The 26,073-nt window shown below is 71.2% G+C and carries 25 protein-coding genes; 5 read left to right on the top strand and 20 right to left on the bottom strand.

Features of this window, described 5'->3' with window-relative positions:
* Positions 1 to 76: 76 nt before the first annotated feature.
* On the bottom strand, positions 77 to 1,060 hold the full coding sequence (locus ACFWBW_RS33295) for a helix-turn-helix transcriptional regulator (RefSeq protein ID WP_385380648.1): 984 nt from the start codon (positions 1,058 to 1,060) through the stop codon (positions 77 to 79).
* A 138-nt stretch (positions 1,061 to 1,198) separates the two neighbouring features.
* On the opposite strand from ACFWBW_RS33295, the gene ACFWBW_RS33290 reads away from it, so the two are divergent.
* Positions 1,199 to 1,594 (top strand): RidA family protein, encoded by a 396-nt coding sequence (locus ACFWBW_RS33290; protein ID WP_385380645.1) that lies wholly within the window; start codon positions 1,199 to 1,201, stop codon positions 1,592 to 1,594.
* A 58-nt stretch (positions 1,595 to 1,652) separates the two neighbouring features.
* Here ACFWBW_RS33290 and ACFWBW_RS33285 read toward each other — a convergent pair whose 3' ends face one another.
* From ACFWBW_RS33285 to ACFWBW_RS33225, 13 genes are all read right to left on the bottom strand, one after another.
* Positions 1,653 to 3,008, bottom strand: a complete 1,356-nt coding sequence (locus ACFWBW_RS33285) for a replication-associated recombination protein A (protein WP_385380642.1) — start codon at positions 3,006 to 3,008, stop codon at positions 1,653 to 1,655.
* 115 nt (positions 3,009 to 3,123) lie between these two features.
* Positions 3,124 to 3,975, bottom strand: coding sequence for a PhzF family phenazine biosynthesis protein (locus ACFWBW_RS33280; protein ID WP_385380639.1), 852 nt, complete (start codon positions 3,973 to 3,975; stop codon positions 3,124 to 3,126).
* A gap of 22 nt (positions 3,976 to 3,997) precedes the next feature.
* The gene (locus tag ACFWBW_RS33275; protein WP_385380637.1) at positions 3,998 to 5,683 is read right to left on the bottom strand and encodes an asparaginase domain-containing protein; all 1,686 of its coding nucleotides are present in this window, start codon (positions 5,681 to 5,683) and stop codon (positions 3,998 to 4,000) included.
* Positions 5,684 to 5,691: 8 nt separating this feature from the next.
* Positions 5,692 to 6,168 carry a DUF488 family protein gene (locus ACFWBW_RS33270; protein ID WP_385380685.1) on the bottom strand — a complete coding sequence of 159 codons (477 nt, stop codon included), beginning with the start codon at positions 6,166 to 6,168 and terminating at the stop codon, positions 5,692 to 5,694.
* A gap of 24 nt (positions 6,169 to 6,192) precedes the next feature.
* Positions 6,193 to 7,212, bottom strand: coding sequence for a methyltransferase (locus tag ACFWBW_RS33265; RefSeq protein WP_385380635.1), 1,020 nt, complete (start codon positions 7,210 to 7,212; stop codon positions 6,193 to 6,195).
* A gap of 138 nt (positions 7,213 to 7,350) precedes the next feature.
* The gene (locus ACFWBW_RS33260; RefSeq protein WP_385380632.1) at positions 7,351 to 7,761 is read right to left on the bottom strand and encodes a VOC family protein; all 411 of its coding nucleotides are present in this window, start codon (positions 7,759 to 7,761) and stop codon (positions 7,351 to 7,353) included.
* Between the two features lie 73 nt (positions 7,762 to 7,834).
* Positions 7,835 to 8,344: a PhzA/PhzB family protein gene (locus ACFWBW_RS33255; protein WP_385380629.1), complete on the bottom strand. Its 510-nt coding sequence runs from the start codon at positions 8,342 to 8,344 to the stop codon at positions 7,835 to 7,837.
* Positions 8,345 to 8,346: 2 nt separating this feature from the next.
* Positions 8,347 to 10,185, bottom strand: a complete 1,839-nt coding sequence (gene asnB / locus ACFWBW_RS33250) for an asparagine synthase (glutamine-hydrolyzing) (RefSeq protein WP_385380626.1) — start codon at positions 10,183 to 10,185, stop codon at positions 8,347 to 8,349.
* 45 nt (positions 10,186 to 10,230) lie between these two features.
* Positions 10,231 to 10,851 (bottom strand): phenazine biosynthesis FMN-dependent oxidase PhzG, encoded by a 621-nt coding sequence (gene phzG, locus ACFWBW_RS33245; protein ID WP_385380623.1) that lies wholly within the window; start codon positions 10,849 to 10,851, stop codon positions 10,231 to 10,233.
* The gene (locus ACFWBW_RS33240; protein ID WP_385380620.1) at positions 10,848 to 11,195 is read right to left on the bottom strand and encodes a hypothetical protein; all 348 of its coding nucleotides are present in this window, start codon (positions 11,193 to 11,195) and stop codon (positions 10,848 to 10,850) included. The genes phzG and ACFWBW_RS33240 overlap by 4 nt, the downstream gene beginning before the upstream one ends.
* Positions 11,192 to 13,096: an anthranilate synthase family protein gene (locus ACFWBW_RS33235; RefSeq protein ID WP_385380617.1), complete on the bottom strand. Its 1,905-nt coding sequence runs from the start codon at positions 13,094 to 13,096 to the stop codon at positions 11,192 to 11,194. Before ACFWBW_RS33235 ends, ACFWBW_RS33240 begins: the two co-directional genes overlap by 4 nt.
* Positions 13,093 to 13,734: an isochorismatase family protein gene (locus ACFWBW_RS33230; RefSeq protein WP_385380614.1), complete on the bottom strand. Its 642-nt coding sequence runs from the start codon at positions 13,732 to 13,734 to the stop codon at positions 13,093 to 13,095. Before ACFWBW_RS33230 ends, ACFWBW_RS33235 begins: the two co-directional genes overlap by 4 nt.
* A 186-nt stretch (positions 13,735 to 13,920) precedes the next feature.
* A complete protein-coding gene (locus ACFWBW_RS33225) occupies positions 13,921 to 14,583 on the bottom strand; it encodes a YybH family protein (RefSeq protein ID WP_385380611.1) in 663 nt (220 codons plus the stop codon).
* A 421-nt stretch (positions 14,584 to 15,004) separates the two neighbouring features.
* Between ACFWBW_RS33225 and ACFWBW_RS33220 the strand changes: the two genes are divergently transcribed.
* The gene (locus ACFWBW_RS33220) at positions 15,005 to 15,403 is read left to right on the top strand and encodes a DUF6193 family natural product biosynthesis protein (RefSeq protein ID WP_385380608.1); all 399 of its coding nucleotides are present in this window, start codon (positions 15,005 to 15,007) and stop codon (positions 15,401 to 15,403) included.
* 101 nt (positions 15,404 to 15,504) lie between these two features.
* Here ACFWBW_RS33220 and rarD read toward each other — a convergent pair whose 3' ends face one another.
* The 6 genes from rarD to ACFWBW_RS33190 all read right to left on the bottom strand — a co-directional run bounded on the left by rarD (position 15,505) and on the right by ACFWBW_RS33190 (position 24,190).
* Positions 15,505 to 16,524 (bottom strand): EamA family transporter RarD, encoded by a 1,020-nt coding sequence (gene rarD, locus ACFWBW_RS33215; RefSeq protein WP_385380605.1) that lies wholly within the window; start codon positions 16,522 to 16,524, stop codon positions 15,505 to 15,507.
* A gap of 196 nt (positions 16,525 to 16,720) precedes the next feature.
* Positions 16,721 to 17,788, bottom strand: a complete 1,068-nt coding sequence (locus tag ACFWBW_RS33210; protein ID WP_385380602.1) for a 2-oxoacid:ferredoxin oxidoreductase subunit beta — start codon at positions 17,786 to 17,788, stop codon at positions 16,721 to 16,723.
* Positions 17,781 to 19,757, bottom strand: coding sequence for a 2-oxoacid:acceptor oxidoreductase subunit alpha (locus ACFWBW_RS33205; protein ID WP_385380599.1), 1,977 nt, complete (start codon positions 19,755 to 19,757; stop codon positions 17,781 to 17,783). Before ACFWBW_RS33205 ends, ACFWBW_RS33210 begins: the two co-directional genes overlap by 8 nt.
* A 144-nt stretch (positions 19,758 to 19,901) precedes the next feature.
* Complete coding sequence (locus ACFWBW_RS33200; RefSeq protein ID WP_308313410.1) at positions 19,902 to 20,561, bottom strand: response regulator transcription factor; 660 nt, start codon at positions 20,559 to 20,561, stop codon at positions 19,902 to 19,904.
* A gap of 327 nt (positions 20,562 to 20,888) precedes the next feature.
* Positions 20,889 to 22,196, bottom strand: coding sequence for a sensor histidine kinase (locus ACFWBW_RS33195; protein WP_385380596.1), 1,308 nt, complete (start codon positions 22,194 to 22,196; stop codon positions 20,889 to 20,891).
* Positions 22,197 to 22,996: 800 nt separating this feature from the next.
* Positions 22,997 to 24,190: a sensor histidine kinase gene (locus ACFWBW_RS33190; protein WP_385380593.1), complete on the bottom strand. Its 1,194-nt coding sequence runs from the start codon at positions 24,188 to 24,190 to the stop codon at positions 22,997 to 22,999.
* 156 nt (positions 24,191 to 24,346) lie between these two features.
* Between ACFWBW_RS33190 and ACFWBW_RS33185 the strand changes: the two genes are divergently transcribed.
* From ACFWBW_RS33185 to ACFWBW_RS33175, 3 genes are all read left to right on the top strand, one after another.
* On the top strand, positions 24,347 to 24,754 hold the full coding sequence (locus tag ACFWBW_RS33185) for an NADH-quinone oxidoreductase subunit A (RefSeq protein WP_250740903.1): 408 nt from the start codon (positions 24,347 to 24,349) through the stop codon (positions 24,752 to 24,754).
* Positions 24,745 to 25,362 carry an NADH-quinone oxidoreductase subunit B gene (locus ACFWBW_RS33180; protein ID WP_385380590.1) on the top strand — a complete coding sequence of 206 codons (618 nt, stop codon included), beginning with the start codon at positions 24,745 to 24,747 and terminating at the stop codon, positions 25,360 to 25,362. Before ACFWBW_RS33185 ends, ACFWBW_RS33180 begins: the two co-directional genes overlap by 10 nt.
* On the top strand, positions 25,359 to 26,073 hold a 715-nt coding region (locus tag ACFWBW_RS33175), incomplete at its 3' end, for an NADH-quinone oxidoreductase subunit C (protein ID WP_385380587.1). The genes ACFWBW_RS33180 and ACFWBW_RS33175, both read left to right, overlap by 4 nt.

The following is a 26,073-nucleotide window of genomic DNA, read 5'->3' as shown; positions in this document are numbered from 1 at the left end:
CCTGATGTTGGGCGAGAGGGTGACTGTCCGTCAAGAACGTAATTCGGTCAACCCTGTTCGGAAACCGGACGGGACCCTACTGGGAGGTGCTCCCGCCCCCGTAGCGGACGGCGATCGTGGCGGCGCGGTTGTGCAGGGAGGTGCGCAGCCCCTGCGGGGTCAGGACCTCCGCGTATGCGGCGTGCTGCCACAGGGCCCATTCGGCGTGCCGCGCGTCCTGGAACACCACGCTCATCCTCAGCCAGCCGTCCGCGTGGGTCTCTTCGTCGCGGACGGCCAGTGCGGTGTCCACCAGCTGGTCCCGCCGCGCCGGGTCCACCCGGACCAGCACGGCGACCTGGTCGCCCCCGGTCCGCAACTGCGCGTTGTGCTCCTGCCAGGTCCGGTCCAGGTCGACGGTGTCCGGCCGCTGCGCCGGTTCGTCGAGCGCCTCGGCGGCCAGCACCAGGGACAGCCGGTACGTGCGGTCCGCGCCGTACCTGGTGGCCAGCAGATAGCCCTGTCCGCGCACGGTGACCAGGCCGATCGGGTCCACCGTGCGCCACTTCGGGATCTGACCCGCCGCCGCGTAACTGAGCCTCAGCTTGCGTCCGGCGAACACCGCGTGGCGGATCTCCGCCACGATGGCGTCGGACACCTCGTCCGCGGCCACCCGGCGCGAGAGCAGGTCGCTCTCCGGGTCGATGAGCAACCGCTGCGCCGCGCCGGCCGCGGAGTCCCGGAGGTTCTCGGGCAGCGCGTCGACCAGTTTGAGCATGGCCGAGGCGAGCGCCGAACCGAGGCCGAACAGCTGCGATCCGCGCCGCGATCCGGCGACCACCAGGGCGAGCGCCTCGTCGTGGTTCAGTCCCGTGAGCGCTGTCTGGAAATCGGGCAACAGCGTGAAACCGCCGTGCCGTCCGCGCTCGGCGTAGACCGGCAGGCCGGCCGCGGACAGCGCCTCCACGTCGCGCAGCACCGTACGGGTGGACACGCGCAGCTCGCGGGCCAGGGCGTCCGCGGTCATCCGGCCGCGCTGGCGCAGAAGTAGCACTAACGAGACTAATCGGTCGGCGCGCATATAGAAATGTTAACCAAAATACATGACCGAAGGTGTCGTATTTAGTTGCAAGGCTCCTTCACACGACGTCAGAGCTGGGCGGCTGCCTGGCCGATGGGCGTCCGTACCTTCACGTGAATCGAATGGAGCTAGTGCGACATGGAACGAACTGCGGTCAACCCGGTGTCGTGGTCGGTAGAGATGGGGTTCAACCAGGGCGAAGTCGTCTCCGGGCACTCGCGCACCCTGTACATCTCGGGACAGACCGCGATGAGCAGCGAGGGCAAGCCCGAGCACGACGGTGACATGGCGGGTCAGCTGGCGCTGAGCATCGCCAACATCGAGGCGGTGCTCGCCGAGGCCGGCATGACCCTCGCGAACCTCGTCCGGCTCAACGTCTACACGACCGACGTCGACCTGCTCTTCCAGCACTACGGCGTGCTGGCGGGAAAGCTGGGCGCCGCCCAGGTCGCGCCGACCACCACGATGCTCGGGGTCTCGCGTCTGGCGATCCCCGGCCAGCTGGTCGAGCTCGAGGGCACCGCCGTCGCGTAACGGCATCGTGTCCGTGCCGCTGCTCGTGCCCCTCGAACCGGCACGGGCAGTGGGTGGGCTACCCCCGGTCCCCCCGGTCCCCCCGGACCACGCGGCGGAGCCTGGCGAGGCGCTCGTGCAGGACGTGCTCCCCGCCATGCCGGGTGGGGCGGTAGTAGTCCTTCCCCACGAGCTCGTCCGGCGGGTACTGCTGCTCCTGGACCCCGTCCGTGGCCTTGTGGGGGTACCGGTAGCCGATCGCGTTGCCCAGCTCCCGGGCGCCCGCGTAGCGGCCGTACCGCAGGTGGGCGGGGATCTCGCCGACGGCTCCCGCCCGGACGTCGGCCATGGCCTCGTCGATCCCGGTGATCAGCGCGTTCGACTTCGGCGCCGTGGCCAGGTGCACGGTGGCCTGCGCCAGGGCGAGGCGGGCTTCGGGCATCCCGATCAGCTGGACCGTCTGCGCCGCCGCGACGGCCGCCTGCAGCGCCGTGGGGTCGGCCAGCCCGACGTCCTCACTGGCGTGCACCAGCAGCCGTCGTGCGATGAACCGCGGATCCTCCCCGGCCACGAGCATGCGGGCCAGGTAGTGCAGCGCGGCGTCGGGGTCCGAGCCGCGGATCGACTTGATGAACGCGCTGATGACGTCGTAGTGCTGGTCGCCCTGCCGGTCGTAGCGCACGGTGGTCCCGGCGACGGCCCGTTCCACGGCATCCACGTCGATCAAGGTGCCGCCGGTGTCCATCACCCCGTCGGCGCTCGCCTCCAGTGCGGTCAGCGCGCTGCGGGCGTCGCCCGCGGCGAGGCGCACCAGGACGGCCTCGGCCTCGGGGGACAGCGAGACCGAACCATCGAGGCCGCGCTCGTCCTTCACCGCCCGCCGCACCAGTGCGCGCAGGTCCTCCTCGTCCAGGGACTGGAGCTGGAGCACCAGCATCCGCGAGAGCAGCGGCGTCACCACCGAGAACGACGGGTTCTCCGTGGTGGCGGCGACCAGCAGGACGAGCCTGTCCTCGACGGCTCCGAGCAGGGCGTCCTGCTGGTTCTTGGAGAAGCGGTGCACCTCGTCGATGAACAGCACGGTCCGCCGGCTTTGCCGGTCCCGGCGAAGACGGGCCTCGTTCATCACCTCGCGCAGTTCCCTGACCCCGCTGGAGAGCGCGGACAGGGCCACGAAATGGCGGGTGTCGACGGCGGCGAGCAGGCGCGCGATCGTGGTCTTCCCGGTGCCGGGGGGCCCGTAGAGCAGCACGGACGAGGCCTCCCCGCCCTCCGCCAGCCGCCGCAGCGGCGCGCCGGGACCCAGCAGGTGGGCCTGGCCGACGACCTCGGCGAGCGTCCGCGGCCGCATCCGCACCGCGAGTGGCGCGGTGGCCCCCACGGTCTCGGTCTCCTTGGGCGGCGGGGCGGCTTCGGACAGCGGTAACTCGAACAACCCGTCACCCTCGGACACGTGCGGCGGCCCTTCCTCTGTGGATCGGTCACTCGTCTGTGGATCGGTCACTCGTCGTTCTCGGCGGCCATCAGCAGCGAGCGGCGGCCGTCGGCGGCTACGCGTACAGCGTTCCCCGTGCGATGACCACGGCGGATCCCGCCACGTACACCGAATCGATCCGCTCCGGCGTCCCCATGGCCCGGGCGTGCATCGTCGAAGGGCGGCCCATCTCGACCCCCTGGCGGATGCTGATCCACTCCCCGAAGGGGACCAGGCCGTGCCGCGCCAAGTGTACGGCGAGCGACCCGGCGGCCGAGCCCGTGGCCGCGTCCTCCACCACGCCGTAGGCGGGCGAGAACATCCGCAGTCTCCAGTGGGTGCCCGAGCCGGCGAAGCAGTTGGCGGCCATGTCGGGCAGCCTCGAGAGGCTCCGGTGGTCCGGCTCCAGGGCGGAGAGCGCGGCCACGCCGTCCAGGCCGACGAACACGTGCCGCGGCCCGTTGTGGTAGACCTCGACCGGCAGCGTACTGCCGGTGTCCGCGAGGCCGAGGGCGGCGAGCAGTTCGTCCGCGCGGTCGTAGTCCTCCCACGTCGGGACGGGCTGCCACATGCCGGCCGCGCCCGCCCGGCCGTCGTCGTCGCGCTCGAGTTCGAACGCGACGGTGCCCATGGCGGTCTCCATCAGGAGCTCCTTCGAGTCGTGCGACTCGCCGAGCACGATGGCTGTGCCCAGGGTCGGATGCCCGGCGAACGGCAGCTCGTTGACGGGGGTGAAGATGCGGACCCGCACATCGCCGTCGTCCTGCGCGGGGAGGACGAAGACCGTCTCCGACAGGTGCATCTCCTGCGCGATCTGCTGCATGCGCTCGCCGGACAGACCGGAGGAGTTCAGGAAGACCGCGGTCGGATTTCCTTCGAGTGGCACCTTGGTGAAGACGTCGGCCACCACGTACTCGTACGTATCCATGCGTTCCGTCCCAGAAGTGGTGTCAGTGTGTGTCGAACAGGACCTGGTACCGGGCGACCGCCCGGGCCGTGGCCGCGTACTCGGCGGGAGTCGGGTTGAACGGATCCGCGGCCGGCGGCAGGGCGCCGAGCCCCAGCAGCGCGGCCATGAGGAGCAGGCGCGCCTTGGTGGCCGTGAGGTTGTTGCCCGAGATGAACACCGGATCCGTCCGGTACGCCATGCCCCCGGTGTTGCCACGGCCCGTACGGACCACCGGCATGCCGGCGAAGACGGCGACGCCCAGGGCCGCGTTCTTCGCCGGGTCGGCCATCCCGAAAGGCGACATGCCCTCACAGACGAATCCGGTCAGGGGCGCCCCCGCGAGGCCGGCGTCGATCCGGGCGAGGATCTCGACCTCGTCGTCGGAGAGGGACGGGTGGCCGGCGCCCGCGCCCGTGGCCGCGTACCGGCTGTACTTGGTGATCGAGACGTGCGGCATGGCGGCGGGCACGAGCCCGGCGGCGTCCTTCGTCTCCACGTCGACCAGGGACACACCGGTGTCCAGGGCCCCGGTGACGCCGGCCACCCGGTCGGGGAGCACGCTCAGGCGCAGCTCCGAGCGGTGGGTGTGCCTGCGCGCCGGGAGGTAGGTGAGCTGCGGGGGACCGTAGCCGCCCATGTCGGCGACCACTCCTCCGTGCCCGCCGGTGACCTCGTACCCCCCGGGCCGGGCGTCGACCTTGGTCACGTCGCGGGCCGAGTACACGAGTTCGTCGACGATCACGCAGGCTCCGATGCGGTCCGCGCCCGTCTCGTCCAGGGCGACGCCCGACGCGATGAACTTCACGCCGTCCACCACGTTGCGGTCGCCGTCGGCGCTCAGGGACTGGTGGCGGCGCTGGGCCGCGTGCCCGACGAGCGGCACCGTGGTGTCGACCAGCAGTCCGAGCCAGTACAGGGTCTCGTCGACCGTCGGACTCCCCTCGAGCCACTGGACGCCGGTGAACCCGCCCGTGTCGAGGACGGCCTGGACCTGGTTGGTGGCCTCGGCCAGGTTCGCCAGGCCCGGTTCGCTCTGGAGGTGGTACGGGTAGTAGACGAAGAAGTCCTGCCCGAGGCGTTCGGCATCGGGGCCCGTCGTGTATCCGCCCGACGGAGCGGCGCGGAAGAAGTCGAAGTCGGCGATCGCACCGAGCGCGACGGTGGTTCCGAGGTCGGCGAGCCCGTACCGCTCGATCTCCTCGTACAGGCGCCGGGCGTCGGGGTAGAACGTCTGGCGGGCGCCCGCCGCCGGCGCGAAGGGGGCTGCCGCGGTCTCCTCCCAGGCGGAGCCGTCCGCCTGCCTGCCTATATAGGGCAGGGGGTAGAGGCCGTCGGCCGGGTCGAGTTCGACGACGTACACCGGGGTGGCGTCGTCGGCGCCGTCGAAGGGGTGCTCCTGGTGGAACGTTCCCTCCTTGTCGAGCCAGCCGTCCGGCGGGGCGTACAGATCGGCCGACTCCCGTTCGAGCGGGTGTGCGCTGAACGCCTCGACGTACAAGGTCACGGGCGCCGCGAGCCGTTGGGAACGCAGGACGTCGAACCGGGAGGGGAGCAGCGGCAGACCGTGGCGCACCCGCGCCTTGTTCGACGTGACCAGGTCCGGTGTGTTCAGGACCGTCGCCGTCGGTCCGGCGAACACCGCGATCCGCGGTCGCCGCGCGCCGCGCGGAAGCATCTCGTCCGTCACGGCGTCCCTCACAGTGGCCTCAGGTGTTCGATCGCCACGTGGTGCTGCTCGGCCAGGCGCCGTGCCACCAGTGACCGGTGGCAGGCCTCCGCGTCGCGCTCGACGCAGAACAGTGCCGCGGTCCCGTCGGCCGGCAGCCGCGACACGATCGGGTCGAGGTCGGCGGGGTCGAGGATCTCGCCGGTGTAGCGACGCGTGTACTCGGCGGCGAGCTCGTGGCGGGAGCGCTTGCCGACGCCCTGGCGGTCGTCCTCGGCGTACTGGAGGTGGCGCAGCTCGGTGGTCGGGGCGAGTTCACGGTGATGCTCGTAGGCGATCCCGGCCTCGGCGAGGGCCGCCTGCAGCCGCAGTGAATTCGCCCAGGCATAGTCCGGGCCGCGGACGCCGCGGCGCTGGCGTACGTCGAGCACCAGGCGCACACCGGCCTGTTGAAGTCGTTGCAGGTAGGAGTCGGCGTCGAAGCCGTAGACGCCGATCGTTGCCATCTTGAGCACCGGAGTCTCCTGTCCCTAGGGGTGCGAGGGGGTGCGCGGCGCGGCGATCAGGGCGGTCGTCTCACTGGGCAGCTCCGCGGTCCCGGCGATCTCCAGGCCGGCCCGGTTCAGCAGCCGCGTGATCCTGTCGAGGGTGCGGTGTTCGCCGCCCGTCGTCACCAGGAGGTGCAGGTCCCACAGGGCGGGCAGCACGGTGGGGTCCTCGTCCTCGACGAAACGGTCGAGGATCAGCAGCCGCGACGAGGAGCCGGCCATGGCCCGGCGGCAGCTCTCGAAGAGGCCGACGACCGCTTCGTCGTCGTGGCCGGCCAGCACACGGCACAGGACGTAGACGTCCCCGCCCGCCGGCACGTCCTCGAACATGTCGCCGCCGACCAGCTCGGCGCGGTCCAGCCCGACGGTGGCGGCCAGGTGCTCGCGCGCCTTCGGCATCATGTGCTCGCGGTCGAAGAGCACGCCCCGGGCGTCCGGTACGGCGCCGAGGATCGTGGCGAGCAGGTGCCCGCCGCCTCCGCCCACGTCCACGACCGTCTTGCCCCCGAAGTCGAAGGCCTCGGGCACCTGGTGGAAGAACATGCTCGCGGCGTTCATGGTGTGCTGGAACCGTCTGGCGGTGGCCGCGTCCTCACCGAGGTACTCGTAGAGCGGCCGGCCGTAGGCGACCTCGAATCCCGAGCTCTCCGTGCTGATGGCGTGGTGCGCGTGGCCCCACGCGGAGTAGAACTCCTCGCCGTACAGCAGGCACATGTCGCGCAGGGACTGCGGGCCGTCGAGCAGGGCCGCGCTCACCGGGGTGCCGCGGTAGCCGGTGGCCTCGCTGCCCTCGAACACGCCCATGGCCACCAGGAGGCGCATCAGGCGGTGGATGCCCTGCTCGTTCGCCCCGGTCGCCTTCGCGAGCTCGGCGCCGGAGACACGGCCGGCCGCTATGTGGTCGGGCAGTTCGAGTTTGACCGCGGTGTAGAGCGCCTGCGCCCTCCATCCGCCGGTGATCATGTCGACCACGTTCCGGGTGGCCTGCACGTCGACTGTCATGGATCCCTCACCATCCCCACTCCCGGCCGCTGCCGGCCGGACCGCTTCGCCGCGGTCTTCCGCGGCAGGACATGAATCTGTGCTCCCCGTGGGGGGCGGAGCCGTCGGACGGCCCCGCCCCGCACTGCGGAGGTCCGGTCAGGACCGGCCCTGGGTGATGTTGAACATCCAGGTGATCCCGAACTTGTCGACGAGGGTGCCCGCTTCGTCGCCCCAGACCTGCTGCTTGAGGGGCATCGCCACGGTGCCGCCGGCGGAGAGCTTCTCGAAGTAGTCGCGCAGGTGGGCGTCGTCGCCGCCGAGGTAGAGCGCGACGTTGGTGCCCGGGTTGAAGGGAACCCGCTCCGGGACGTCCCACGCCATCACCGTGAAACCGTCCGCGGTGCTGAGCGTGGCGTGCATGATCTTGTCGGCGTCGGGGGACTCCGGATTGCCGAAGTCACCGAACGTGCCCAGCTCCAGCTTTCCGCCGAGGACGTCGTGGTAGAACTCCAGCGCCTGCCGGGCGTTCCCGTCGAAGGCGAGGTAGGGGTTGAGCTGAGATCCCATCGGATTCTCCTTGTCGTGTGTGTGGACGGCCCGAACGGCCCGGATCCGGCAGGGCGGCCGGAGGCGGTGCTTCCTAGGTGGGGATCCCGCCGCGGTTGACCTTCGGCACCTCGATGCCCAGCGCTCGCAGCTGCTGGAGCGGGTTCATGAACTCGCGGTTCTGCTTGATCTTTCCGTCTTCGAGCAGGAACGAGTGGATGAAGTGGTTGGTGTAGTGGCCGGGCGGATATTCGGGGTAGAGGATCTGGCCCTCCCCGTCGCACTCGACCCAGAAGCGGTTCGGGTCCTGCGTCTCGAAGATCTCGACGTTGGTCCATTCCCAGTCGGGGAACATGCGCAGCGACCACTCGCCGTGCGCCTTGAGCTTCTCGTGCCCCTGGGAGGTGATCGGCCGGCCGGTGTCGCTGGTCCACAGGCCGGCGCTGCCGTCCTCGGCGAAGAGCAGGTAGCGCGTCGTGCGGGTCTCGCCCTTGCGGCTCATGTAGTCGGCTACGACGGCACGGTGGCGGGCGCGCAGGTCGGCGTCGGTTTCGAGCCCTTCGTGCTGGGCCTGGTCGGTTTCCATGGCGTGGTCGGTTCCCATCGTCAGAGCCGGATCTCGGGGCGGTAGATGTCGAGCCAGGTGCTCAGGTCGAGCACGCGCTCCATGCCGTTGCGGACGTCGAGCGGCATGGAGGCCGGGTCCTGCCGGATGATGTCCTCGAGCCAGCTGCGGTCGACCATGTCGAAGACCGGGTCGTCGGTCCCGAGCAGTTCCTTGGACTGCTGCAGCAGCGCGTTCGTGTACTGCGGGTCCAGCGTCGCCGGGTAGGGGGCCTTCGTCCGCTCCAGCACCGACTGGGGCAGCAGGTCGGCGGTCGCGGCGCGCAGCAGGCTCTTCTCCCGGCCGTCGAAGGTCTTCATCGACCACGGGGCGTTGTAGACGTACTCCACGAGCCGGTGGTCGCAGAACGGGACCCGGACCTCCAGCCCCACCGCCATGCTGATCCGGTCCTTGCGCTCCAGCAGCATCCGGACGAAGCGGGTCAGGTGCAGGTGGCTCATCACCCGCATCGTCATCTCGTGGTCGCTCTCGCCCTCCGCCCGCTCGACCTCCGCGACCGCGTCGGAGTACCGGTCGGCGATGTACGTCGGCAGGTCGAGGGCGGCGGTGATGCCCGGGTTGAACCGGTCCGACACCTGGGCCTTGGCACCGCTGACGAAGACCGCCATCCAGGGGAAGGTCTTCGCGGCCTGGACCTCCGGCTGGTGGAACCACCGGTACCCGCCGAAGACCTCGTCCGCGGACTCCCCGGACAGGGCGACCGTGGAGTGCTTGCGGATGGCCTGGAACAGCAGGTAGAGCGAGGTGTCCATGTCGCCGAGGCTGAGCGGACTGTCCCGCGCGGTGATGACGGCCCGTCGCACGTCCGGGTCGGCGATCGAGGCGTGGTCGAGCACGATCGACTGGTGCTGCGTTCCGACGCGGGCGGCCACCTCCCGGGCGTAGGGGGCGTCCGTGGTGCCGCGCAGCTCGTCGGCGACGAAGTCGTCCGCCCGTCCGACGAAGTCCACGTCGAAGCTGCGCACCTTCTCGCCGGACGCGCCGAGCTTGGCGGCGGCCAGCGCGGTGATCGCGCTGGAGTCCAGACCGCCGGAGAGCAGGGTGCACCGGGGTACGTCGGAGACGACCTGGCGGCCCACGATGTCCTCGAGCAGGTCCCGCACGTTGCCGATGGTGGTCTTCAGGTCATCGGTGTGCTGCCGGGTGGGCAGCGTCCAGTAGCGGCGCTCGCGCAGGCCGGCGCGGTCCACGATGACGATGCCGCCCGGGACCACCTCGCGCATCCCGCACCACACCGAGCTCCCCGGCGTCTGGGTGAAGCTGACCAGCTCCCGCAGCCCGGCGAGGTCGACCGCGCGCTCCGCCAGCGGGTTGGCGAGGATCGCCTTCGGCTCGGAGCCGAACATCACCCCGTCCTCGGTCTCGTAGAAGTAGAGGGGCTTGACGCCCATCCGGTCGCGGATCAGTACGAGCTTCTCGACGCGGGAGTCCCAGATGGCGAAGGCGTAGATGCCGTTGAGCCGGTCGGCGAGCGCCTCGCCCCACTCGACGTAGCCGTTGAGCACCACCTCGGTGTCGCTGTTGGTGCGGAAACGGTGGCCGCGGCGCAGCAACTCGGCCCGCAGTTCGGTGAAGTTGTAGACCTCACCGCTGTAGGTGATCGACACCGGTCCGTTGTCGGTCGGCACCACCATGGGCTGGGCGCCGCCCTCCAGGTCGATGACCGACAGCCGCCGGTGCCCGAAGGCCGCGTGCCGCTCGATCCAGGCGCCACCGGCGTCCGGCCCCCGGCAGGCCATGGTCTGCGTCATCGCGTCCAGCTGGGTGCGCTGCTGCTCCAGATCACGGTCGAACGCGATCCAGCCCGTAATTCCACACATCGGCTTGCCTTTCTCTCACTTCGGTCTAGGGGGTTCGGAGCGCGGTCAGGGTTGGAGCCGGCCCGTGCGCCAGCCGGAGCCGTCGCGCTCGTACCGCAGCCTGCGGTGCAGCCGGTCCTGCGGGTCGGACTGCCAGAACTCGACCGATGCCGGCTCCAGCAGGTAGCCCAGCCAGCGGTCCGGGCGGGCCAGCGCGGCGGCGCCCCGGGCCAGTTCCCGGGCCCGCTCGCGCAGCGCGTCCTCGTCCAGCAGCGGTGCGCTCTGGTACGAGGCCACCGACATCGGGTGCGCGGCGGCGGGCCGGGCGGCCCACAGGGCGTCGGACTCCTCGTCGGGCAGCGGGCGGGCCGGGCCGCTCACGCTCACCTGCCGGCCGGCCTCGCGCCAGTAGAAGACGCCCGACGCCCAGCCCGTCTCGTCCAGGTCCCGGGCCTTGCGGCTGTCGGAGTGGCTGGTGAACACCAGTCCCGTACCGCGCACCGCGAGCACCTGCACGATCCGGTTGGAGGCGCGGCCGCGGGCATCGGCCGAGGCCAGTGCCAGCGCGCCCGGCTCGCGTACGGCGTCCGCGACGGCGCTGTCGAACCAGGCCCGGAGCAGGTCCATCGGCTCGGCGGGCGGAGCGGCGAACTCATCGGCGGCCAGGGACCCGGGCGCCGCGCTCACGAAGACGTCCCGACGGCTTCGAAGGCCAGTCCGCGCTCGGCGAGTTCACCGGAGTGGACGCCTTCGACGATGGCCTCGACCTCGGTCGTCATCCGCTCGGTCGGCGGGTACCCGATGAGCTCGGTGGCCCGGTTCGGCGGCATCGCTGCCGTCAGGTCGGCGTCGGAGTCCCACAGCATCACCGCGCCCCAGCGGTTGTTGATCCGGTCGGAGATCCAGAACTTCAGTCGCAGTCCGCGGATCGCGGTCCACGGATCCACTCCCTCGTCCCGCAGGTAGACGCGCAAGGAGTCGATGGTCTGGCCGGACCCGGAGAGGTCCCACCAGGAGATGGCGGCTTTCATACCTTCACTACCTCCGCGGCTTCCATCAGGGGCACGAGCAGCTCGGTCAGGACGCGCTCGCTGTCCTGGGTGAGCACGGATTCGAGGTGGAACTGCACGGACCCGAAGTGCGGCCCGCGCAGGGCGTGCACCTCTCCCGTGCGCGGGTCGAGGCTCACCTTCACCTCGCCGACGCCGGGGCACTCCAGCTGGTCGACCCGCGACCGGGCCTCGTAGGAGTTGTAGAAGCCGACGCGCTCCCGCGAGCCGAACAGGTCGATCTCCCGCTGGGTGCCCTGGTTCGGGACGTCCCGGCGCCTCAGTTCGAGCCCGAGGTGGCGGGACAGCAGCTGATGGCTCAGGCACACGGCCAGGAAGGGGATGCGCCGGGAGAGCAACTCCTCGATCGACGAGGCGAGGTGGGCCATCCTGCGGTGGCCGGCCTCCCGCGGGTCGCCGGGTCCCGGGCCCATGACGACGAGATCGTGGTCGTCGAAGCGGTGGGCCGCGTCGAAGCCGGCGATCTCGACGGTCAGCCCGATGGCGCTCAGCTGGTGGGCCAGCATCGAGCTGAAGGTGTCCTCGGCATCGATGATCAGTGCCCGGCGGCCGTCGAGCATCGGATGGGGCCGGGCCCGCGATGCGGTGTCGCTGAGCCAGAAGCGCGCGATCGTCTCGTTGCGGCTCCCCAGGGCCTTCTGGACCAGCGGGTCCTCGACGAGCCGGTTCGCGGCGCCCAGCGCCGCGAGCACGCCCGCGGCCTTGGTACGGGTCTCGGCGACCTCGGCGTCGGCGTCGGAGTGCCGGACCAGGGTCGCGCCCACCCCGACCTCCACGTGGCCGGTGCCGTCGGCGTCCGAGGCACGGATGTCGGCGGTGCGGATGAGGATGGCCGAGTCCAGGGTGCGCTCGCCGCCGGCGTCGCGGCCGATGAGGGCCGCGATGCCGCCGTAGTACCCGCGACCGCGCGGCTCGTAGCGGGCTATCACCCGGCAGGCGTTCTCGAGCGGGCTGCCGGTCACCGTGGGCGCGAACATCGTTTCCCGCAGGATGTCCCGGGGGTCGAGGTCGCTGTGCCCCTCGATGACGTACTCGGTGTGCGCGAGCCGGGACATCTCCCGCAGGAACGGTCCTCTCACCCGGCCGCCGCCCCGGCAGACCCGGGCCATCATCTTGAGTTCCTCGTCGAGGACCATGTACAGCTCGTCGGTCTCCTTGCCGTCGGTCAGGAACTCCATGACCTCCGACCGGTCAGGTCCGGTGGGCGGGTAGCGGTAGGTGCCGCTGATCGGGGTCATCGCGGCGACGCCGTCCCGCAGGCTGACGTGGCGCTCCGGAGTGGCGCCCACGAAGGTCCGCGTGCCGGTGTGCACGATGAAGGTCCAGTAGGCGCCGCTCTCCCGGGTGAGCAGCCGGCGGAACAGGCTGAGCGCGCTGCGCGTCGAGTACCCGGTGATGGTGGTGACGAACGAGCGCTTGATGACGAAGTTGGAGCCCTCGCCGGTGCCTATCTCGTCGTCGAGGACCGCGCGGACCGTGTCGGCGTAGGCCTCGTCCTCGGTGTCGAAGTGCCCGCCGTCCAGGCTGATCGGCTCGTCCGGCAGGGCCCTCAGCGCGTCCGGCACGGAGATCTGACCCTGGTCGGTCACCGACATCGCGATCAGCGGTGAGCCGTCCGCGGCGGCGACGAAGCCGCGCTCGGTGATCTGCTGGTGGGGCACCAGGACCAGCGACTCGTGCCGGGCCCCGCCGGGCCCCCCGCTCCGGCCGCCGAGCGGGATGTCGGCCAGCCGGGCCGGGGTGCTGACCTGGCCCAGCAGGATCTCCACGCGGTCCGCGCCCAGCGACTCGGGGCGGTGCAGCAGGGCGAAGGGACCCGGATCGGCGCCCAGCACGTGCTCGAGCAGCTGCGTCGGGTTCATCGGAAGACCTCCTCGGTGGTGAAGACCTCCTCGGTGGTGGTGACCACCGAGCAGCGGGCGGCCGCGTAGTCGAGGGCCAGCTGGTGGTACTCGGCGGAGAAGTCACCGACGGCATCGGCGACCAGGAACGGCTGGATGTCGTTGCTGAACGCCTCGAGGGCCGTCGCCAGCACACCGACGTGTGCGTACACCCCGCAGACGATCAGCTGATCGCGGCCCTGGGCGCGCATCCGGGCCAGCAGGTCCGAGCGGAAGAAGGCGCTGTAGCGCCACTTGGTGAGCACCTGGTCCGCGGGCCGGGGCGCGAGTTCCGCGACGATCTGGCGGTCGACGGGGTCCACCCTCATGCCCGGACCCCAGAAGTCCTTGAGCAGGCCGCGGTCCCCGTCGGTCATGCCACCGGGCTGCGCGGTGTAGAACACCGGGACCCCGAGGGCGGCGCAGCGCTCCCGCAGGATCGCGCAGTGACGTACCAGCGGATCGCGGATCTCCTCGGGAAACGGTGCGAGGAAGTAGCGCTGCATATCGTGAACGAGCAGGGCCGCTCGGTCGGGGTCGGGTTTCCACGGGGCCTGGCTGGCGGGCAGTTCGGCCGCCGTCGGCAGTGGGTATGACGAGATCGGGGCTATGCCCGGCACGGTTCCCCCTCGGGTTGATTGAGTGGTGGCCGGCCACCCATGGGGATGATCGGGTCCCGCATGGGTGGGCGGAGTTTTCTCGCCCTGCTCGCTTTTCGGCGCGGTTGATAAAGCGTGCGATGCGCGTAAAGAATTCGCCGGCCGAAGGGCTGAGCGGAAAAGGCCGAGACCGCTGAGATGCCCGGATCAGTGGTGGGCGGCCGCCGCCGGCGTGCCCCCGCCGTGGGGCGGGTACGGGTTGTCCAGGACGTAGAGCCAGGTACCGTCCAGCTGCTCCTCGACGGTGTCGCAGAAGTTGCCGGTGAAGCTCACGCGGGTGCCGTCCGGCCCGGCCTGCTCCAGGCTGTAGTCGCCCATGATGGAGGCCGTGCGCTGGCGCACCACGCCGTCCCACCCGCGCCATCCGCCCGTCGCGACGGTCTGGCGGGCGTTGACGGTGAGCACCGGGTTCAGGTCGAACCATCCGACGTAGAAGGCCCGGATGGCGGCGTGGCCCCGGATGACCGAGAGGTCCCAGTCGACGATCGCCGCTTCGGTCTCGTGCAGGGCGATGATGCCCTCGATGTCCTTGGCCTTGATCCGCTCGCCCAGGAGCTTGAGCAGCTGCTCGGGGGTTCTCGCGACCGGCCGCGGGTTGAAGATTCCCGCCTGGCCCTCGGGGGCCGCCGGAGCCTCGCCGGCCGCCGGGGCCTCGGCGGCCGGAGCCTCGGCTGGTGACGGAGTCTCGGTGACGGCCGAGGTGCTCGCGGCCGCCGACTGGGCCTGGATGAAGCCGGGCCCTGCGATGCTCCCGGCCGTCAGCACGATGGCGGCGGCGGCGAGCGGAAGCGTGTGCTTGATTATGCTCATATCATCTCCTCAATTGGAGATGGCAATGGATTAATGCAATTCGGCTGCGGAATCGGGACTTTCGGCTGGTCCTCATTCGCCATCCCCCCCTTCGATGACTTCATATAAGCGCCAGGAACTCAGGGTTGTCAACGAGCCAAAAATGCCTATGTCGCTGGTGTGCAATTCTCGTCGGCCTGAGCGGGAAGCCGATCCGGCCGGAGCGGAAAGCGGAATATCCGCCGGGCCGTGGCGACCTGCGGCGATCACTGATCGCGGAACTCGGCCGGCGGGATGCGGCCGAGGAGGCGGGGTCGCCGGTGGAATAAGAGGAAACCTGGATTCCGCCCGACCGCGGCTGGCCGAGTGGCGGAGCGTGCGGCTCGCGGGCGGGCGGGGGACGGAGCCGCCCGCAGGGCCGGTGCAAGTGGACACTGGGCGGATGAATGTGAACGAAGAGATCCGTTCGGCGGTCGTCGAGGCGCAGTGGATCGATCGGCGGCGGACATGGGAGGACAACCTGGAGCGCCTCGGGCCCGAGGTCTGGCGACTCGGCACGATCGCGGTGCTGGAGGCGGCCCACGCGCACCCGCTCCTGCGGCAGCTGTATCCGTACACGAGCCATTGCCACGTGCACTTCAGCAGCACGACCCGCTTCCCCTACGAGGTGGCGGTCCCCTTCGTGATCCCGCTGCCCGACGGGCGGTTCCGCGTGGTGCGGCGCGATCCGGCCGGGGAGGTGGGCGAGGTCGCCACGGCCGGGGAGGCCGTGGCCCTGGTGGCCGCGCACGCGCCGCCCGGCCTCCGCCTCGCCACGACGGGGCTGCCGATGGACGGGTAGGCCCGGGGGCGGGGGTGCGTCGGGGTGCGGCGGGGATGGAGCGGGGGCGGACATGCGGACGGGCGCGTCCGAAGACGCGCCCGCCGATGCTCCGAGCGGCGTTACGCGGTCTCGCGCGCCGGGGCCGGAAGGGAGCTCGGCAGGGAGCTCGGGAGAGGGCTCGGCGGGGTGCTCGGGAGGCCGGTCGGCAGGCCGCTCGGCAGGTGCGCCGCCAAGGCGTCCAGGCGCAGGGCCCGGGAGCGGCGGGCGGTGCGCAGGGCGTCCCAGGTGAGGATCGAGAGGGCGACCCAGACCAGCGAGAAGCCGGCCCAGCGTGCGGGCGGCATGGCCTCGTGGAAGTACAGGACGCCGAGGCCGAACTGGAAGACCGGGGCCATGTACTGCAGCAGCCCCAGGGTGGACAGCGGGACCCGGATCGCGGCCGCGCCGAAGCAGATCAGCGGGATCGCGGTGACCAGCCCGGCCGAGGCCAGCAGGGCTGCGTGCCCCGGGCCCTGGGCGCTGAAGGTGGACTCGCCCCGCGCGCCGAGCCACAGCAGGTAGCCGAGGGCGGGCAGGAACATGATCACGGTCTCGGCGGTCAGCGACTCCAGGCCGCCCATGCCGAGCTGCTTCTTGATCAGCCCATACAGGGCGAAGGAGAAGGCCAGGATCAGCGAGATCCACGGCGGCCGCCCGTACCCGACGGCGAGGACCAGCACGGCGGTGACGGCGATCCCGACCGCCGCCCACTGCGTGCGGCGCAGGCGCTCGCCGAGGACCAGGACGCCGAGCGCGATGGTGACCAGGGGGTTGATGAAGTAGCCGAGGCTCGCCTCGACGACCGCGCCGTTGTTGACCGCCCAGATGTACACGCCCCAGTTCACGGTGACCAGGGCGGCGGCGACCGCCGTGAGGGCGAGCTTGCGCGGCTGGCGCAGCAGCTCGGCCATCCATCCCCAGCGCCGCAGGGCCAGCAGGGCCAAGCCGACCACGGCCAGGGACCACACCATGCGGTGGGCGAGGATCTCGATCGCTCCGGCGGGCTGGAGGAGCGGCCAGAAGAGGGGCACGATCCCCCACATCCCGTACGAGGCGAAGCCGTAGAGCAACCCCGTGCGCTGGTCGTTCTGTGCCTTCACGGGACCTCCAGAGCTACTTCAAGCCAACCTGACGACGGTAGCGCCGCACGCACCGAAAGTCATTAGTGTCTGGCGAGATGCTCATGACACTTGCGTTGCCGCGCGGTGGCCGGGACGCGACGAAGCCCGGACCCTCCCTGCGGGTCCGGGCTTCGTCGGGGTCCGGTGGGCTGCGGCGGACGGCCGAGCAGTCGGTTCAGCCGACGACGGTCCAGGTGTCGTTCCCGCTCAGCAGCGCGCCCAGGTCGCCCTTGCCGCTGCGGTCCACGGCCGTCTCCAGCTGGTCGGCCATGAGCGTGTCGTAGACGGGCCGCCGCACGTTGCGGAACACCCCGATGGGCGTCTGGTGCAGCGTGTCGGGGTCGGCCAGCCGGGACAGCGCGAACGCGTTGGTCGGGGAGGCCGAGGAGGCGTCGTGGACCAGGATCCGGGACTCGTTTTCCGGGGTCACCGTCACGACCTCCAGGTCGCCGGTGGCCACGTTGCGCACGACGCCCTTGGCATTGTCCGCGCCGAAGCGGATCGGCTGCCCCTGCTCCAGGCGGATCACGGCCTCCTGGGCCTGCTCGTGGTCCTTGAGGACCTCGAAGGCGCCGTCGTTGAAGATGTTGCAGTTCTGGTAGATCTCCACCAGCGCCGTGCCCTCGTGGGCGGCCGCCGCGCGCAGCACCTCGGTGAGGTGCTTGCGGTCGGAGTCGACCGTACGGGCCACGAAGGAGGCCTCGGCGCCGATCGCGAGCGAGACCGGGTTGAAGGGCGCGTCCAGCGAGCCCATCGGGGTCGACTTGGTGATCTTGCCGACCTCGGAGGTGGGGGAGTACTGCCCCTTCGTCAGCCCGTAGATCCGGTTGTTGAACAGCAGGATCTTGAGGTTGACGTTGCGCCGCAGGGCGTGGATCAGGTGGTTTCCGCCGATGGAGAGCGCGTCCCCGTCACCGGTGACCACCCAGACCGACAGGTCGCGGCGCGAGGTGGCGAGCCCGGTCGCGATCGCCGGGGCGCGGCCGTGGATCGAGTGCATCCCGTAGGTGTCCATGTAGTACGGGAAGCGCGAGGAGCAGCCGATGCCCGAGACGAAGACGATGTTCTCCTTCGCCAGCCCCAGCTCCGGCATGAAGCCCTGGACGGCAGCGAGCACCGCGTAGTCGCCGCAGCCGGGGCACCAGCGGACCTCCTGGTCCGACTTGAAGTCCTTCATCGACTGCTTGGCGGCCGCCTTGGGCACCAGCGAGAGAAGGGAGGGGCTGTCGGTCACCTCAGTCATTGATGGCCTCCTTGAGATGGTTGGCGAGCTGCTCGGCCTTGAACGGCATGCCGTTCACCTGGTTGTACGACGCCGCGTCGACCAGGTACTTCGCCCTCAGGAGGGTCGCGAGCTGCCCGAGGTTCATCTCCGGTACCACTACCTTGTCGTAACGCTTCAGGACCTCGCCCAGATTCCTCGGGAAGGGGTTGAGGTGGCGCAGGTGGGCCTGCGCGATGGGGAGCCCGGCGATCCGCAGCCGGCGTACGGCGGCCGTGATCGGGCCGTACGTCGAACCCCAGCCGATCACCAGGGTCCGCGCGCCGTCCGGGTCGTCGACCTCCAGGTCGGGGACCCGGATGCCGTCGATCTTGGCCTGGCGGGTGCGGACCATGAACTCGTGGTTGGCCGGGTCGTACGAGATGTTGCCCGTGCCGTCCTGCTTCTCGATGCCGCCGATCCGGTGCTCCAGCCCCGGCGTGCCCGGGACCGCCCACGGGCGGGCCAGGGTCTGCGGATCGCGCTTGTACGGCCAGAAGACCTCGGTGCCGTCCGCGAGCTCGTGGTTGGGCCCGGCGGCGAACTGCACCTTCAGGTCCGGCAGGTCCGCCACGTCCGGGACCCGCCAGGGCTCGGAGCCGTTGGCGAGGTACCCGTCGGAGAGCAGGAACACCGGGGTCCGGTAGGTCAGCGCGATCCGGGCCGCGTCCAGCGCCGCGTCGAAGCAGTCCGCCGGGGTGCGCGGGGCCACGATCGGCACCGGGGCCTCGCCGTTGCGCCCGTACATGGCCTGGAGCAGGTCGGCCTGCTCCGTCTTGGTCGGCAGACCGGTCGACGGGCCGCCGCGCTGGATGTCCACGATCAGCAGCGGCAGCTCCAGGGAGACCGCGAGGCCGATCGTCTCGGACTTCAGGGCCACGCCCGGGCCGGAGGTGGTGGTCACGGCGAGCGCGCCGCCGAAGGCCGCGCCCAGCGCCGCGCCGATGCCGGCGATCTCGTCCTCGGCCTGGAAGGTGCGTACGCCGAAGTTCTTGTGCTTCGACAGCTCGTGCAGGATGTCCGAGGCCGGGGTGATCGGGTAGGAGCCCAGGTAGAGCGGCAGATCAGACTGCTGACCTGCGGCGATGAGCCCGTAGGACAGGGCGAGGTTCCCGGAGATGTTGCGGTAGGTGCCGGCCGGGAAGGCGCGGGTGGCCGGGGCCACCTCGTAGGAGACGGCGAAGTCCTCGGTGGTCTCGCCGAAGTTCCAGCCCGCCCGGAAGGCGGTGACGTTCGCCTCCGCGATCTGGGGCTTCTTCGCGAACTTCTGCCGCAGGAAGGTCTCGGTGCCCTCGGTGGGCCGGTGGTACATCCAGGACAGCAGCCCGAGCGCGAACATGTTCTTGCTGCGCTCGGCCTCCTTGCGGGAGAGCCCGAAGTCCTTCAGCGCCTCGACGGTGAGGGTGGTCAGCGGCACCGGGTGGACGTTGTAGGCGTCCAGCGAGCCGTCTTCCAGCGGGGAGGTCTCGTAGCCGACCTTCGCCATCGGGCGCTTGGTGAACTCGTCGGTGTTGACGATGATCTCCGCGCCGCGCGGCACGTCCGCGATGTTCGCCTTCAGCGCCGCCGGGTTCATCGCCACCAGGACGTTCGGGGCGTCGCCCGGCGTCAGGATGTCGTGGTCGGCGAAGTGCAGCTGGAAGGACGACACGCCGGGGAGGGTGCCGGCGGGCGCCCTGATCTCGGCCGGGAAGTTCGGCAGCGTCGAGAGGTCGTTGCCGAAGGAGGCGGTCTCCGAGGTGAAGCGGTCACCGGTGAGCTGCATGCCGTCACCGGAGTCACCCGCGAAGCGGATGATCACCCGATCGAGTCGGCGTACTTCCTTGGTCCCCGCGTCCCCGGTGTGGCCTGCGGGTTCGCTGTTCGGGCCCGGGGGCGTCCGCTGTTCGCCGACGACTGCGCCTTCGGCCCCGTCGGACTGTTCGGCTGGGCTACTGACCTGGCTGGTCACTGAACTGGACCTCCTTCGAGGCGTGAGCACTGCCCAAGGTCAACCCTACGTCCGTAGGGATCGCTTCCCCGGGCTGCTCATTTTCTGGACCGCCCCTTCGGCGGTCGGTCCGAATCCGGCCTTACCTGACAGAGTGTCAGTTGATCAAGATCTTAGGTAGGTGAGAACGGCCAGCACGCGCCGGTGATCCCCGTCACTGGGCGACAGGCCCAGCTTCATGAAGATGTTGCTGACGTGCTTCTCCACCGCGCCGTCGCTCACCACCAGCTGCTTGGCCACCGCGGAATTGGTCCGCCCCTCGGCCATCAGCCCGAGCACCTCGCGCTCGCGCGGGGTCAGCCCCGCCAGCACGTCCTGCTTGCGGCTGCGGCCGAGCAGCTGCGCCACGACCTCCGGGTCCAGGGCGGTACCGCCCCGGGCCACCCGGACGACGGCGTCGAGGAACTCGCGCACATCGGCCACCCGGTCCTTCAGCAGGTACCCCACCCCGGTACTGGACCCGGCCAGCAGTTCGGTGGCGTACTGCTCCTCCACGTACTGGGACAGCACGAGCACACCTATGCCGGGGTGATCGCGCCGCAGCCGTACGGCCGCCCGCACTCCCTCGTCGGTGTGCGTCGGCGGCATCCGCACATCGGCCACCACCACGTCCGGCAGCGCGTTCTCGGCCGCCAGCTCCGCCACCGTCTTGATCAGGGCTTCCGCGTCCCCGACGCCTGCGACGACGTCATGCCCCCGGTCGGTCAGCAACCGGGTCAGGCCCTCACGCAGCAGCACTGAATCCTCGGCGATGACCACCCGCACCCTGTCTTCCACGACTTCGCTGCTCCCGCGTCCGCTCATGCCCCGTGTTCCCTGACTCGGCCAAGCATCCCAGTCTTGGGCCTGGATTTGGCCGGAGCGCGATCAACGCGTACCCCCGGACCGGCTGTTTTCGGCCCTGGGAGCCCCGCCGGGCCACCCACCCCCGAAAGTCAGGGCTTTGGCCCCCGCTCCCGGCGGGCCGAACGGCACCCCGTGGGGCGTCCTGCCGGGGGAGGGGGGACGACGTGCGACCGCACGGACACCCCCTACGGGGCATCCGTGCGGTCGTAAGCCGTCGCCTGCGGTCGTAAGCCGTGGCCCGGGGGCTCAGGCGTCGCGGCGCCAGGGGAGCTCGGCGGTGACGGTCGTACCGCCACCGGCGGGGGACTCCACGACGAGCAGCCCGTCCACGGCGTCGAGCCGCTCGGCCAGCCCCGCCAGGCCCGAACCGGCCACGGCGTCGGCCCCGCCGACCCCGTCGTCGGCGACCTGGATCAGCAGCCGCTCGCCCGACTTCCACACGTCGACCCCGGCCGTACGGGCCCTCGCGTGCTTGCTCACGTTCTGCAGCAGCTCCGACACCGTGAAGTACGCGATCCCCTCGATCGCCGCCGCCGGCCGCGACGGCAGGTCCACGGCCACCCGTACGGGCACCGCGCACCGGGAGGCCACCGAGGACAGGGCCGCGTCCAGCCCCCGGTCGGTCAGTACCGCCGGGTGGATCCCGCGGGCCAGGTCCCGCAGCTCCTGGAGGGCGATCTTCACTTCCCCGTGCGCCTCGTCCACCATGCGGGCGGCGGCCCGCGGGTCCTCCGTCAGCTTCTCCTTCGCCAGCCCCAGGTCCATGGCCAGCGCCACCAGCCGGGCCTGCGCCCCGTCGTGCAGATCGCGCTCGATGCGCCGCAGATCCGCCGCGGCGGTGTCGACCACGACACCCCGGTCGGACTCCAGCTCGCTGACCCGGTGGTCGAGCCGCGAGGGTCCGAGCAGCCCGCAGACGAGAACCCGGTCCACGGTGGTCAGGGCGCGGACCACCCAGGGGGTGGCGAGGGTGAGGGCGAGCCCGGTCGCGCAGGTCGCCGCGATCGCGAGCGGGGAGTCCAGATAGAAGGAGTAGTCGTCGTTCTGGAAGAGCTGCAGCCCCGGCTGGTCGGTGAAGGCCGGGAACACCCAGAACCAGAGCGGGTAGAGCAGCATGGCCCACCCGTAGGCCCAGAACGTCAGGGCCACACAGAAGGCGAACACCGCCCACGGAAAGTGGACGACCGAGTACAGCACGTGCCGCCAGGCGCTCCCGCTCTTGAGCAGCGCCCCCATCCGGGCGATCGCCCCGCCCTTCTTCGCCCGGATCGGCGCGGGCTCGGCGATGTCGTGGTGCAGCATCCCGCGCACCCGGGCCCGCTCCACGCGCCCGAACCCGCGGCACATGGCCAGCACCCCGGCCAGCACCGGGACTCCGAGGAAGGTGACGAGCAGTCCGGCGCCGAGGCTGACGCCGGTGATGGCGAGCGAGAAGTACAGGGTGCTCAGCGGCAGCCCGACCAACAGGTACCCGAACTCCCGCCAGGTCCGCCCCTCGAAGGGAGCCCGCACCACCCTGCCGATACCGCTGCCGCTGCCTGCGCCGCTACCCATATCGCCTACCCGCCCTTCATCCACTGTGTCCCCCAACCCTCCCGCGGAGCCCCCACCCGCAACCATCCGGCAGGTCGGCCTCTCCCCCCGGGGGTTAACCCCACCCCGGACCCGACCCCGACCCTGGGCTCCGGTGCACACCCCGGGTCCAGCCCCACCAGCCCCAGGCCCCGGCTACACCGCCGCTGGGCGAGGCAGAGTCCCCTACCCGCCCTTCGCCCGTTCCCCGGGCTCCGCCCAGACCCGCGCCTCAAACGCCGGCGGGGCTGGATCACCCGGCGGGTGATCCAGCCCCCCCAAAACCTACTCCCCAACCTCGGGTGGGTTGGACCCCTCCGGGGGGGGCCCCACCCCCAAGGGCCGGCACGTACGGGCCGGCGTAGCCAAACTCCAGCCCCATGGGCCGGCACGTACGGGCCGGCGTAGCCAAACTCCAGCCCCATGGGCCGGCGGGTACGGGCCGGCGTAGCCAAACTCCGGCCCCAACGGCCGGCACGTGCAGGCTGCCCCAGCCAAAAATCAGCCCCGCCGGCGTTTGAGGCGCGGGGGTCCGGGGGCTGGTCCCCGGGTACGGCGCTGCGCTCACCCACGGCGGGTGCAAGGTCCGGCCGCGCGGGGCAGGCCGCCCCAGCCAAAATCAGCCCCGCCGGCGTTTGAGGCGCGGGGGCCCGGGGGCTGGTCCCCGGGAGCGGTGCCGCACCCACCCACGGCGGGCACCACATCCAGCGCCGCCGGCGTGTGAGGCGGAAGGGCCTCCGGCCGGCGCCAGGCCCTACCGGGCCACCCGTCGGCGCCAGGCCCTACCGGGCCACCCGCTCCCGCCAAGGCAGCTCCGCCGTGACCACGGTCCCCGCCCCCTCGGGCGACTCCACCACCAGCACGCCATCCACCGCGTCGAGCCGCTCACCCAGCCCCGCCAGCCCCGACCCGGCCGCCGCGTCCGCGCCGCCCCGGCCGTCGTCCGACACCCGGATCAGCAGCCGCCCGTCGGCGGAGCCACCCGTGCGCCACACCTCGACCTCCGCGCACCGCGCCCCCGGCCCGGCGTGCTTGCTCACGTTCTGCAGCAGCTCCGAGACCACGAAGTACGCGATCCCCTCGATCGCCTCCGCCGGCCGCGCCGGCAGGTCCACCGCCACCTTCACGGGGACCAGGCACCGGGAGGCCACCGAGGACAGCGCCGCGTCCAGCCCCCGGTCGGTCAGCACCGCCGGGTGGATCCCGCGCGCGAGGTCCCGCAGCTCCTGGAGGGCGATCTTCACCTCCCCGTGCGCCTCGTCCACCATCGCCGCCGCCCCCTCGGGGTCCTCCAGCAGCTTCTCCTTCGCCAAACCCAGCCCCATCGCCAGCGCCACCAGCCGGGCCTGCGCCCCGTCGTGCAGGTCCCGCTCGATGCGCCGCAGGTCCGCCGCCGCCGTGTCGACCACGACACCGCGGTCGGATTCCAGCTCGGCGATGCGCCGCTCCAGCTCGTCGGAGGGGGACAGCAGGCCCCGTACCATCGCCCGGTCCACGTTCGCGAGCCCGCGGACCACCCACGGCAGCACCGGCCACAGCACGAACAGCCCGGTCAGCGCCACCGTGAAGGTGGCCAGCGCCCACGGCAGCCGGATCAGCTCGAACAGCACGGTCCGCCACGCCACCGGGTCCTTGAGGCTCGCCCACAGCCAGGGGAAGAACCCCCCGGAGCGGCCCGGCCCGGGCATCGGCGTCGGCTCGTCGACGCGTACGCCCAAGAGGTCGCGCGCCCGGGCCCGTTCCAGCCGTCCCAATTGGCGAGACACGAACAGGCCACATGCGAGCAGCGGAAGACCGATCGCGGTCACCGACAGACCGCCCGCGGTCGCCACCATCACCACCGTGTAGACGAACCCGATGAGGGCGGCGGGCAAATTGCTCAACAGGTAGGCGATTTCCTTCCACGTCACGGCATCGAAGGGTGCGCGGACGGGAGGAGGAGCGCCGTCGTCGGGGGTGTGCTTGCTCGCGGTCATGCGCCTACCCTGCCAAGCCCACGGCCCCTCGTGCCATGGGGTAGCCGGGCCGAGGTAAACGGGGGATAACCCCACCCCGTGGACCCCAGGCCCTAGACTCCCGTCCGTACCAGATCAACCTGATCGTCGACAGTGGCCGAGGAACGAGGAACGGACGTGCCCGAACCAACGGTATCGACCGTATCCGTGCTCGCCGCGGACTACTTCCGGACGTATTCGGTCGTCGGCCTCCTGGCCGCGCTCGGCGTGCTCTTCGTGGCGGTGGCCTTCGGCGCCAACCGCCTGCTGAGCCCGTCCGTCCCGACCCGCGAGAAGCTGCTGACCTACGAGTGCGGCGTGGACCCCGTGGGCGAGGGCTGGGCGCACACCCAGGTCCGCTACTACGTCTACGCCTTCCTCTACGTCATCTTCGCCGTCGACTCGATCTTCCTCTTCCCCTGGGCGACGGTGTTCGCCGCCGCCGGTTACGGCGCCACGACGCTGGTGGAGATGTTCATCTTCCTCGGCTTCCTGGCCGTCGGCCTGCTCTACGCGTACAAGAAGGGCGTCCTCGAATGGCTGTGACCCCGGCCGGTACCCCGGCCGTGCCGTCGGAGCCGCAGCTGCTCCCGGAGCCGAAGCGGCTGGGCGTCCTGTCCCGCCTCGCGCCCGAGCCCATGAAGGTGGTCCTCAACTGGGGCCGCCGCTACAGCCTGTGGGTCTTCAACTTCGGCCTCGCCTGCTGCGCGATCGAGTTCATCGCGGCCTCGATGGCCCGCCACGACTTCATCCGGCTCGGCGTCATCCCCTTCGCGCCCGGCCCGCGCCAGGCGGACCTCATGATCGTCTCCGGCACGGTGACGGACAAGATGGCCCCGGCCGTCAAGCGGCTGTACGAGCAGATGCCCGAGCCCAAGTACGTGATCTCCTTCGGCGCCTGCTCCAACTGCGGCGGCCCGTACTGGGACTCGTACTCGGTGACCAAGGGCGTCGACCAGATCATCCCGGTCGACGTCTACGTCCCCGGCTGCCCGCCCCGCCCCGAGGCACTGCTCCAGGGCATCCTCAAGCTCCAGGAGAAGATCGCCCGCGAATCGCTGGCGGAGCGCTACGCGAACACGCCCGCGCCGTCTCCCGCGCAACTCACGAGCGGCCTGGTATCCCCTCCCCCTGCTCCCGGGACGGACGCGTGAACCTCTACGACTCCCTCCCCGACGCGGCGGGAACGGTCTTCGGCGAGGAAGCCGTCGGCTCCTTCGCCTACGCCGTCCTCACGGTCGACGTCCCCACCGCGAGCTGGATCCCCGCCCTGGAGATCGCCCGCGACAAGCTGGGCTGCACCTACTTCGACTGGCTGAGCGCGGTGGACGAGCCGGGCACGGGCTTCCGCATCTGCGCGCACGTCGTCTCCCTGGAGAACCACCGCGTACGCCGCCTCCTGCTGCGCACCACCGTCCCGCACTCGGCGCCCTCCCTGCCCTCGGCCGTCGCCGTCTACGCCGGCGCCGAATGGCACGAGCGCGAGACCTTCGAGATGTTCGGGGTCGCCTTCACGGACCACCCGAACCTGGTCCCGCTGCTCCTCCCCGAGAACTTCGAGGGCCACCCGCTGCGCAAGGACTTCGTCCTCGCGGCGCGCGTCGCCAAGGCCTGGCCGGGCGCGAAGGAGCCGGGCGAGGCACACGACCCGGACGCCCCGAAGCGCCGCCAGATGCTCCCGCCGGGCGTACCGGACCCCAACGACTGGGGCCCGATGAAGGGCCAGCTCCCCCCGGCCCCCGCCCGCCCCGCCCGCACCCCCCGCGCCGCGGCCGGCGCCCCCGGCGACCGCCCGGCCCGCACTCCGCGTGTGGCCGGCGCTCCCGGCGACGGCCCGGCCCGCTCCGGCAGCACCCCTGCCGCAC

It is taken from the genome of Streptomyces sp. NPDC059957, assembly GCF_042730015.1.
Lineage (GTDB): Bacteria > Actinomycetota > Actinomycetes > Streptomycetales > Streptomycetaceae > Streptomyces.
Note: the sequence above shows the minus strand (reverse complement) of the source record. Positions and strands in the feature narration are given on the sequence as shown.